Source organism: Micromonospora sp. ATCC 39149, assembly GCF_000158815.1.
Lineage (GTDB): Bacteria > Actinomycetota > Actinomycetes > Mycobacteriales > Micromonosporaceae > Micromonospora.
Genome location: NZ_GG657738.1, coordinates 1,112,045 through 1,122,813, shown reverse-complemented (window position 1 = coordinate 1,122,813; position 10,769 = coordinate 1,112,045). Strand labels below are relative to the sequence as shown.

At 70.1% G+C, this 10,769-nt stretch carries 8 protein-coding genes; 5 read left to right on the top strand and 3 right to left on the bottom strand.

Annotated elements, in window-relative coordinates:
- Positions 1 to 273 precede the first annotated feature (273 nt).
- The 3 genes from MCAG_RS04575 to MCAG_RS04565 all read right to left on the bottom strand — a co-directional run bounded on the left by MCAG_RS04575 (position 274) and on the right by MCAG_RS04565 (position 2,818).
- A complete protein-coding gene (locus MCAG_RS04575) occupies positions 274 to 558 on the bottom strand; it encodes a hypothetical protein (protein ID WP_007071802.1) in 285 nt (94 codons plus the stop codon).
- Between the two features lie 352 nt (positions 559 to 910).
- On the bottom strand, positions 911 to 2,314 hold the full coding sequence (locus MCAG_RS04570) for a hypothetical protein (RefSeq protein WP_198141498.1): 1,404 nt from the start codon (positions 2,312 to 2,314) through the stop codon (positions 911 to 913).
- Positions 2,315 to 2,572: 258 nt separating this feature from the next.
- Complete coding sequence (locus MCAG_RS04565; RefSeq protein ID WP_007071800.1) at positions 2,573 to 2,818, bottom strand: hypothetical protein; 246 nt, start codon at positions 2,816 to 2,818, stop codon at positions 2,573 to 2,575.
- Positions 2,819 to 3,599: 781 nt separating this feature from the next.
- Here MCAG_RS04565 and MCAG_RS04560 point away from each other — a divergent pair.
- The 5 genes from MCAG_RS04560 (at position 3,600) to MCAG_RS04540 (ending at position 10,649) form a co-directional block, all read left to right on the top strand.
- Positions 3,600 to 6,392, top strand: coding sequence for a sialidase family protein (locus MCAG_RS04560; RefSeq protein WP_007071798.1), 2,793 nt, complete (start codon positions 3,600 to 3,602; stop codon positions 6,390 to 6,392).
- Positions 6,393 to 6,417: 25 nt separating this feature from the next.
- Positions 6,418 to 7,269, top strand: coding sequence for a carbohydrate ABC transporter permease (locus tag MCAG_RS04555; protein WP_036372339.1), 852 nt, complete (start codon positions 6,418 to 6,420; stop codon positions 7,267 to 7,269).
- The gene (locus MCAG_RS04550) at positions 7,266 to 8,597 is read left to right on the top strand and encodes a sugar ABC transporter substrate-binding protein (RefSeq protein WP_007071796.1); all 1,332 of its coding nucleotides are present in this window, start codon (positions 7,266 to 7,268) and stop codon (positions 8,595 to 8,597) included. The genes MCAG_RS04555 and MCAG_RS04550 overlap by 4 nt, the downstream gene beginning before the upstream one ends.
- Positions 8,594 to 9,628, top strand: a complete 1,035-nt coding sequence (locus MCAG_RS04545; RefSeq protein WP_007071795.1) for an ABC transporter ATP-binding protein — start codon at positions 8,594 to 8,596, stop codon at positions 9,626 to 9,628. The genes MCAG_RS04550 and MCAG_RS04545 overlap by 4 nt, the downstream gene beginning before the upstream one ends.
- A gap of 151 nt (positions 9,629 to 9,779) precedes the next feature.
- Positions 9,780 to 10,649, top strand: coding sequence for a carbohydrate ABC transporter permease (locus MCAG_RS04540; RefSeq protein WP_007071794.1), 870 nt, complete (start codon positions 9,780 to 9,782; stop codon positions 10,647 to 10,649).
- The last annotated feature ends 120 nt before the right edge of the window (positions 10,650 to 10,769 follow it).

Below are 10,769 nucleotides of genomic sequence, written 5' to 3'. Positions count from 1 at the left end.
CGCGGTGTGGGGCACTTGCCGACTCCGGCGTAGGGAACCTCGACCGGTGACTTCTTTCGACTCCGCGAACGGCCCGTCGACAGTCGTAAGTTCGCTCCCGACGAGGCTGAGCCGGGCCCCGCTCGCGCTGGGAGCCAGGCCTGCGGTGTCCGAGGGCACCGGCCTGAGTGGCATCCTGCCCCAAAGTCATGATCGCATCCATCAGCTCAGGTGGCGGAGGCGTAGTGGAGTGCCTACCGGAGCAACGTGAGGTAACGCATGTGATCTCTCCTATCACAGGGAATGACGGTAGTGAGCAAGGATCGTCGACAGCCAGGCAGAGGCGAGGACGACAGCGGCCGTGAAGGCCAGCAGCGCCCAGGAGGCCCCACCGGTGGCGGCCATCGCGATGAACATGACCGGGAACAGGATCCCGGAGACGTGCGAGAAAACCGCCATCCGTGGACGGTTCTCCCGGCGCAGGCGGCGCCCGACGAACTGGTACGCCCCGAACAGGCCGAGGAAGCCGATGCCGCCGACGACGAAGTGCAGGACTCCGTGCCAGCTCACCGGTACCACCTCCGGTGCATGCGTGTCGGGAGGGATCGAAGTCGTCTCTGACCATGACCTCGATCAGGGACACCACGACGTACAGCGGTCCGGCGACCAGACCGGCGGTCAACAGGTTCCGCCGTCGTCCAGGATCTGCCTGGCCAGGCGCCGTGACGGGTAGGTACGCACTCGATGGCATGGTGATCTGCCACAGAACGGGCCGCTTGCCGGCCTCCGACTTGTAGCTCGAACGGCGGGACCCCACTTCGACACGTTGTCCGAGAGATTTTGGAAGAAGTTCGCCACCCGCCGATCACTCACCGGCTTACGCGTGCGCGGATCTGCCGCAGACCACGCGCGGTGCGCGTTCGGGCGGTGGTCAGTTCGGTGAACCCGGCGCCCGCTTCGGCAGGTACAGCGTCCACCCGGAGCTGCTGAGGTCTCGTACCGGTACTCGATGCCAGTCCTCGGCCCAGTCGGGCGGGGCGGTCTCCTTGGTGAGCAGGGCGAAGGGCCCGGTCGCAGCGGCCTCCCGCAGTTCCGCGGTGCTCGCGTTGCGGTTGTTTCCTCGGTCCTCCAGGGCCCGGCACCCCGTGTAGTAGGCGACGGGGATGGCCTCGTGGCCGGAGATCACGCACGGCGGACGCACACCGTTCGATCGCAACGCTCGCGCAATGCTCATCCAGTCTTCGCGGCCCCTGAGCTGCTGCGACACGACATGACGGAGGATGCCGGCCTGGATGACGAGGTGGCCGGCGAAGCCCACCGCGACCAGGGCGGCGAGCCATCGCCGCCAGCTGCCGGAGGCCGCGGCGAGCAGTGCGGCGAGGCCGGACGCGGCGGGGACGAGTGCCAACGCGTAGGTCGGGAGCAGGAATCGGGGTGCCGAGTAGCTGATCAGGAACAGGTAGGGAACGGCCATCGAGGCGGCGACCAGCAGGGGTAGCCATGCCGTCGACGCCGTGCCTGCCCGGCGGGCCACCCGGACGCCGAGGGGCACCAGCACCACCAACGCACCCCACCACAGTGCGGCCGGCCAGCGCAGCGGACTGTCGCACGGCCGGCAGAGGACCGGCCCGTCCAGGGTGCTGATCACGTGCCACAGCGAGAACTGGAGGCTTGTTCCGCCCTGCACGTGGCCGGCCTGCTGGATGCGTTCCAGGATCCCGCCGTACCGCAGCTCGGCCTCGACCGCCCACGGCACGCCGCCTGCCGCGAGGCCCACGACCACCGCCGCGGCCAGCCGCCACCGCCGAAACGCCCGCACGGCGAGCGTCACGCCGATCAGGGGGAGTCCGAGCCAGAAGGCGTCGGCCGGACGCATCAACGCGGCCACCGCGAGCGCCGCGACCAGCCCGAGGTACGCCCCGAGCGCGGCCCGTTCGCTTTCGGCGATCAGGAAACACCCGACCGCAGCGACCGCCGCCATGGCGGTGTAGTGGTTAGGCATCGCCGCGTTGGCGTAGAACAGGGCGATCCACAGGCTCGCGTACAGGCCGGCCGCCAGCGCGGCGCTGCCAGAGCGGTGCGTTACTCGGGACCACACCCAGAACGCGAGCCCGAGCGACACCGCGGCGGTGACGGTGAGGAACAACCGGAGCACGACTGTGGAGTCGAGCCACGAGGCGACCGGCCACACGAGCAGGGTCACGCCGCGGGCGCGGGGAGCGCTCATGAACGCCGCCGGCGCTCGGGTGCCGTGCTGGCTCACGTAGACAACCTCGTCCCAGCCGAGATCGAGGGTCACCGGCACGGCGATCAGGGAGGCAGCGGCGAAGGTCACGCACACCGCCACCAAAGGTCGTACGCCGGTCCGGGGGATCACACGAACGCCTTGCACGAGTCGTGCCAGGCGCGTCGCCCAACGTCAGCGCCGCCTGCCACCTGTACGGCGCCAACGAGAGCACCCACGAGGAAGTCATGGACAGCGCGGGGAGCACCCGTCCCGTGATCGCGGCTGGCGGTTGATGGGCACCGAGGGCGACTCGGTTGGGCGCCACCGGCGCTTACGTCGCGAACAGACGCCCACCGGGAGCGACCGCTACCGGGCGAGGTGCCGACCATGGGCGAGGTTCTTGGACGGCGTCGGGCCGAAGCCGCCAGCGTCGGCGGTTTCGCGTTCGCACTCGTCCCACTCGATCCGCCCGGCGAGTTCGGCGTTGAGGGCGGCTTCGACGGTGGCTTCGGCGGCTTGGAAGGCGTCCTTGCGGGTGGTCGCGGTGACCTCGGTGAGCAGGGGTAGGACGAGGCGGACCTGCCAGCAGTGGGGCAGCAGGGGCAGGTCCAAGGTTCGCAGGAGGGTGTTGGCGGTGTGGACGTCGACGTCGCTTCAGGTGTGGTCATCCTGGTTCTCCTCGCTGAAGGAGCGGCCGCCGGGTCGCCTGCCGCGCCGTTCTGAGAGGCGGTGCAGGGTGTGTCGATGGTCCGGCTGACCCGGGACCCGGGGTGACGGTCAGCCAGCCGCCGGTAGCCGCCGACGTGGCCGCCGCAGCGTGGTGATCAGCCCCGCTTCCGGATCAGGCCCCCGCCAGCGCGGCGTCATTGACCGGCCTAAAGAGCTGACCCTCGATCCACCAGCCTCAACGACCGCCCACCTGCCGGGTGACGCGCGACCGGCCGGCTCCGCCCCGCCCCTGAGCTGGGGTAGCGGCAATCACGCGACCTGCGCTGTGCCGCCAGCCTGCGGGAGGACGCCAAAAGGACGGGCGGCACCAGTGCCGCGACGACCGGGCCCGGGCCACCGAACAGGGCCAGAGCGAGGGTGCCGACGCCGATCCACCGCCAGTCCGACTCGCCATTCCGGGCTGTTGGCCTGGGTGCCGCACCAAAGGGATCGAGTGAGGTGACTCAACGACGATCGAAGAGCGTGCTGTGGGCGCGGTTGTCGGCCGCAAGGCGGCCGTCGGTGGGCTGCTTGTGGTCAGGCGTGCGGGCCCCCGCGCGGACTTCGATGCGCTTGTGGGATTGTCCCCGATCCTGATCTCTGACATCCTCCTGCGTGGACGCTGCCGCGACGGTCGCCAATCCAGGCACCGCGCTGCGGCGACGCCTTCGGCGGAGGGACCCTCGTGAAGCGCAGACGTCGCCATCTCCTTGCATGCCTTGCGATCGGTGCTCTGGTGGCATCGACCGGTTTTGTCGGCATCCACTTCGCTGGCGCCGAGGCGCCAGCCACCGCCGCGATTGGCGACGGTGAAATGCCCGGTAGGCTCGGCGCCCATCTAGAGCGCCTGCGGCAGGCCGCTCCCGGAAACGACGGCATGTCGCCGGACGGACCCGGTGGCGCCGCCCAGCAGGAGTTCCTGGAGCGCGCCTATCCGGCCAACGCGATCACCATCGCCCAGCTCGACCGGTCCAAGGCGGCCTACGCGGCCGCCGAGAAGCGCTTCCGCGGCGGCCAACGGTGGACCAACGTCGGGCCGAGCGAGGCGGTTTACCCGTTCACCGAGTATCGCGACGCGTTCAGCTACGTGCCCAACGAGTACGTCGCAGGCGGCAGGGTCACCTCAATCGACATCAGCCCGGACTGCAGCGAGCTGCGCTGCCGGGCGTACGTCACCCCGGCCGGCGGCGGTGTCTGGGGCACCCTGAACATCCTCGCCGCCGAGCCCAAGTGGTTCTACCGCGGCGGTCCGCTGGGCATCAACGCCGCCGGCTCGGTGAAGATTGACCGCAACGACCCCACCGGCCTGACCATCTACGTCGGCACCGGCGAGGCGAACACCTGCGGCTCCGGCTGCGTCGCCGGCGTCGGCCTGTACCGATCGACCGACGGTGGCCTGACCTGGTCCGGCCCGTTGGGCAAGGATGTGTTGGCGGGCAAGGGCATCGGCGAGATCACCGTCAAGCCCGGTGACCCCAAGACGCTCTACGTGGCCACCACCACCGCCCTGCGCGGCGTGTCCAGCTCCTGCTGCACCGGGGGCACCAGGCCGGTGCCGGACGCCGAGAAGTGGGGCCTGTACAAGTCCACCGACGGTGGCAAGCGCTGGAAGTTCATCCACAACGGCTCGGCCGACGCCAGCGAGTGCACCGGCAGCATGGCCGAGTACAACAACACCACCTCCTGCTCGCCACGGGGTGTGCGCTACGTCAAGCTCGACCCGAAGAACCCGAACGTCCTCTACGCCTCCTCCTATGCCCGGGGCGTGTGGCGCTCCTCCGACGCTGGGGCGACGTGGACGCAGATTAAGCCGTCGCTCAACGCCGCGGTGTTCCAGACGCGCGCGGCGATCGACGTGACCACCCTGCCGGATGGCAAGACCCGGATGTACGTCTACGAGGGCAACATCGGCAACCCGTACTCGCGGCTGTTCCGCAGCGACGACGTGGCCACCGGCAGCCCGACGTTCACCGATCTGACCAGCTCGAACCCGGCTGACCCGGGATTCGCGACCTACGACCAGTGCGGCGGCCAGTGCTGGTACGACGTGTTCGTGCACACTCCCGAGGGGCACCCGGACATCGTCTACACCGGCGGCAGCTACATCTACGGGGAGACGGTGGCCCACAAGCGGGCTGTCATCCTCTCCACCGACGCCGGGGTCAGCGGCACCGACATGACCTACGACGGTACCGACGAGCTGCACCCCAACGGCCTGCACCCCGACCAGCACGCGCTGATCACCAACCCACGTAACCCGTACCAGTTCTTCGAGGCCAACGACGGCGGCGTCATGCGCTCCAGCGGCGAGTTCGTCGACCGGTCGTCCTGGTGCGACAACCCCGGCCGCAACCTGACCACGCAGGCGCAGAAGGACCGCTGCAAGCAAATGCTGGCGAGGATTCCCTCCAAGCTGGAGGGCATCAACAAGGGCATGAACACGCTGCAGTTCATCAGTCTGTCGGTCAGCCCGCACAACGCGAACCTGCTGCAGGGCGGTACCCAGGACAACGGCACCTGGGAGAACAAGGGCGAGCGCCGCCGCTGGGTCAACACCATGATCGGTGACGGCGGCGCCTCCGGCTGGGATGTCGGCAAGCCGGAGTTCCGGTTCCACACCTTCTTCGACGTCTCGCCCGAGGTGAACTTCAACAACGGTGACGTCGGCAGCTGGATCTGGACCGCCGACCCGATCTACGGCCAGCCCGGCAACCTGTTCTACGCCCCGGTGATCAGCGACCCGAAGGTCAGCGGCACCATGTTCGCCGGCACCGGACTGTCGGTGTACCGCACGAAGACCTTCGGCCTGGGCGGCCGCAGCCTGGCCGAGGCCGACCGGATCTGCAACTCGTGGACCGGCACGTACGAGGCGCAGTGCGGTGACTGGGAGGCGCTGGGTACCACCAACCTGACCGGCGCCGCGTGGGGCGACCGGGCCGGCGGCGCTGTCTCGGTCATCCAGCGGGTCGACTCGGACACCTCCACCGCATGGGCGGGCACCAGCACCGGCCGGGTCTTCGTGACCCGCAACGCCGACGCCGAGCCGGCCTCCGCGGTGACCTGGACCCGCGTCGACACCGCCACCACGCCGAACCGGTTTGTCACCAGCGTCCACATCGACCCGGCTGACCCGGCCCGGGCGTGGATCTCCTACAGCGGTTTCAACTCCAACACCCCGGCCACCGTCGGGCACGCGTTCGAGGTGAAGGCCACCGGCAGCGGGGCGACCTGGACCGACCGGTCGTACAACTTCGGCGACCAGCCGATCACCGACCTGGTCCGGGACGACGTCACCGGCGACCTGTACGCCTCCACCGATTTCGGTGTGCTGCGGCTGGCCAACGGCAGCACCTCCTGGGCGAAGGCGGCCGGCGGCATGCCGAACGTCGAGGTCGCCGGGCTGACCATCGTGCCGGGCAAGCGGATCCTCTACGCCGCCTCACACGGCCTCGGTGCCTGGCAGTTCAAGCTCAAGTAGGGAACGGATCATCGGCAACATCCTGGTGAGGGGCCGCAACCGCGGCCCCTCACCGCTGCCCGAGCGGGCCGCCCGGCTGTGGCGTTCCCTCGGTGCGGCCTTCGTCATCCTGGTGTTCGTGCCACCGCTGCTCTTGCTGGTCTCCGGCTCCCTCACCGAGCCTGGCCTACCGCCGTCACCCACTCCGCAGTTGGTGCCCGACCCGGTCTCCACCGCCGGCTACGAACGCGCCCTCGACCTGGGCGGCCTGCTGCGCGCCTCGCTCAACTCGGTGCTCGTCGCCGTCGTGGCGGTGCCGCTGAGCGTGTTGGTCGCCTCGCTGGCCGGATTCGCTCTGGCCCGGCTCGCCCCACGGACCACCGCCGTGGTGGTCGCGGCCTCCCTGGTCGCGCTCATGGTGCCGCCGACGGCGCTGCTCGTGCCGCGCTTCGCGATCTTCCGCTTCCTGGGGCTGACCGACACTCTCGTCCCTCTGATAGCTCCGGCCCTGCTGGGCACCTCACCGCTCTACGTCCTGGTCTACTACCTCGCCTTCCGGGCGCTGCCGGCCGACCTGTACGACGCCTGCCAGGTCGAGGACCTGTCACCGGTACGCACCTGGTGGCAGGTCGCGCTGCCGCTCGTGCGCCCGGTGACCGCCGGGCTCACCGCGCTGACCTTCATCTTGACCTGGTCGAACTTCCTCGACCCGCTGATCTACGTCTACGATCGCGATCTGTTCACCCTGCCGCTGGCGCTGCGGTCGCTGTCCCTGCTGGACCCCACCAACTTCCCGGTCTTCCTGGCGGGGGCAGTGATCGCCACGCTTCCCGCGCTGGGTGTCTTCGTCCTGGCGCAGCGGCGCTTCCTGCACGACCACTCTGATCCGAGGGAATGACCACCGTGAGATCGAAGTCCCTGCTCGCCGCGGCGCTGTGTGGCGCGCTCGCCGTCACCGGCTGCGGCTCCGGCGTCGGGTCGTCCTCCCAGGAGCAGATCAAGCTGCTGGTCTTCGGCGCCCCCGAAGAACTGGCCGCGTACCGCACGCTGATCGACGCGTACGAGGCGGCCCGGCCCGGCGAGCGGGTCCAGCTGGTCGAGGCCAGCGACCGTAAGGACCTGCTGGCCCGGCTGGCCACCTCCGTCGCCGGAGGCGCGCCGCCGGACGTCTTCCTGATGAACTACCGCTTCTACGGCCAGTTCGCGGCCAAGGGCGTCGTCGAGCCGCTCGACGGGCGCATCGCCGCCTCCGACGCGGTCGACCCGGCCGACTACTACCCAGTGGCGATGGACGCGTTCAAATGGCACGACCAGCAACTCTGCCTGCCGCAGAACGTCTCCAGCCTCGTCGTCTACTACAACCGCACGCTGTTCGCTAGGTACGGCGTACCGGAACCCAAACCCGGCTGGACCTGGAACGACCTGGTCGGTACCGCCACCGCGATGACCCGTGACGGCCGCGGCCTGGTCATCAAGGGCACCGAGGCGGAGGGTGCCGCCCGGCTGCCCGCCGTGCACGGCCTCGGCGTCGAGCCGTCGATCATCCGGCTCGCGCCGCTGGTGTGGTCCAACGGCGGCGAGATCGTCGACGACCCGGACCGGCCCACCCGACTAGCCCTGGACAGCCCCGCCGCTCGGGAGGCGCTGAAGAGCCTCGTCGACCTGCGGCTGGCGTACGGCGTGGTGCCCAGCGACGCGGAGGTGGAGGCGGAGGACGACGAGTCCCGCTTTCTCAACGGCCGGCTCGCCATGCTGATGACCTCCCGGCGGGCCACCACCAACTTCCGCACCATCACCGGCTTCGACTGGGACGTCGCCCCGCTTCCGGTCTACCAGCGGCCGGTCGGGGTGCTGCACTCCGACGCGTACTGCATGACCCGGGGGTCGAGGAACAAGGACGCCGCCTGGCGGTTCATGGAGTACGCCATGTCGGCGGACGGGCAGAAGATCATTGCGGCGACTGGCCGTACAGTACCGTCGCACATCGAGACGTCCCGCTCTCCGGCCTTCCTCGACCCGAACCTGCCGCCGCGCAACTCCCAGATCTTCCTCGACGCCATCCCCACCGTCCGGGCGCTGCCCACCGTCTCCACCTGGCCGGAGATCGAGGACCTCAGCTACGGCATTTTGGAGAACGCCATGCACCGCGGTGACCGGCTCGACGACGTCATCCGCGAACTGGACGCCAAGAGCCGGCCGGTGTTCGCGCGAGGGGAGAACGGGTGAGCGAGGCCGGACTGGTCCTCGACGGTGTCAGTGCCGCATATCGCACCGAAACGGTCCTGCACGAGGTCGACCTTGCCGTCGCCCGCGGCGAGCTGCTGGTCGTGCTCGGTCCGTCCGGCGCCGGCAAGTCGACCGTGCTGCGAGTCGCGGCGGGACTGGAGCCGGTAACGGCCGGGCGGGTGCGCATCGCCGGCCGCGACGTCACCGACCAGCGGCCCGGCCTGCGCAACGTCTCCATGGTCTTCCAGTCGTACGCGCTGTTCCCGCACCTGACCGTCGCCGAGAACATTGCCTTCGGGCTTGAGGTTCGCGACACCCCGCACAGGGTGGCCCGCGAACGGGCCCGGGCAGCGGCCGAGACGGTCGGCTGCGCCGGGCTGCTCGATCGCCGGCCCGGGCAACTCTCCGGCGGCGAGCGCCAGCGGGTCGCCCTGGCCCGGGCGTTGGTGCGGGAGCCGGACGTGTTCCTGCTCGACGAGCCGCTGTCCAACCTGGACCTGGCGCTGCGGGTGGAGATGCGCGCCGAACTGCGGGCCCTGCATGACCGCCTCGGTGCCACGATGGTTCACGTCACCCACGACCAGACCGAGGCGCTGGTGCTCGCCGACCGGATCGCCGTGCTGCGCGATGGCCGCATCGAGCAGGTGGGCACCCCGGAGGAGATCTGGCGGACCCCCGCCACGGTCTTCGTGGCCCGGTTCGTTGGCTCCCCGGCGATGAACCTGCTGCCGGCAGGCGGCCCGCTGCAGCCCGCCGGCGACCCGCCGGCGCTGCCCGTCGAGGCGCAGATCGGCTTCCGGCCCGAGGCGGTCAACCTCGACACCGGCCACGGCGCTCCCGCCATCGTCGACCGGATCGAGGTGGTCGGCGAGGACGCCTACGTGTACCTCACCCTCGAAGGGGGGAAACCGGTGGTCGCCCGGGTGCCCACCACCCGCCGTCCCGACCGGGGCGCCGCGGTGCGCGTCGGCGTGCGCTGGACCGACACGCACGTCTTCGACGCCACCTCCGGCCGCCGGTTGGCACCGTGAGCGTGGGGAACCAGCCGGGTCCGGCAGCCACGCGGCCGCGAACAGGAGGTGACACGTGAGCGCGGGGAGCGAGGCAGGCCCGCGAGCTCCGGGAACAGGAGCCGGCAGCCCGGCCGGGCCCGACGCGCGCTCGCGGCGGCAACTGGCGTTGATGCTCGCGCCGTACCTGGCCGGCCTGGTCGGGCTGGTGCTGCTGCCGGCCCTGGTCACCCTTGCCCTGGCGTTCACCCACTACGATCTGGTGCGCCCACCGGCCTGGGCCGGCTTCGACAACTTCACCGCGCTGGTCGAGGATCCGATCTTCCGCATCGCGTTGACCAACACTGTGGTGTTCGCGGTGGTGGCCGTGCCGCTGCGGGTGCTGTTGGCGCTCGGCCTGGCGTTGCTGCTGCACCGCCGCACCCCCGGGGCGGGCACCGCCCGCGCGGCGGCGCTGCTGCCCACCGCGGTGCCCGAGATCGCGTACGGCCTGCTCTGGTTGTGGTTGCTCAATCCCCTGTACGGTCCCATCAACCAGGTGCTCCGCGTCGGTGGGGAGAACGGACTGACCGCGCTGGGGCGCACTCCGCCGCAGTGGCTTACGGACCCAACCGATGCCCGGGCCGCGATCATCCTGGTCAGCCTGTTCACCATGGGGGAGACCTTCGTGGTGCTGCTGGCCGCGCGGCGGGCGCTGCCCAGGGACGTCTACGAGATGGCCGCGATCGAGGACGCCACCGGCTGGGACGTGTTCCGCCGGATCACCCTGCCGCTGATGGCGCCGGTCCTTGCCCTGTTGGCGCTCCGCGACGCCATCGCCAGCCTGCATTTCACGTTCGTGTCGGCGTTCGTGGTGACCGACGGTGGCCCGCCCCCGTACGCCACCACCTACCTGTCGCTGTTTGTGTATCAGACCGGTTTCGAGTACCTGCGCTACGGCTACGCGGCGGCGGCCACGCTGGTGATGATGGTGCTTACCCTGGCCGCCGTGCTGGTGCAGTGGCGGTTGGTCCGCCGCTACCGACGCTTCTACCCGCGCTAGCGGGGAACCGCGGCGGATGACGGTGCGTCCCACATGACGGAGGTGTGCTGCCCATGCGTCGAGCGTCGATCGTGCTGACCGCGGTCGGGTTGCTGGTGCTGATGACCGCCTGCAGTCTGG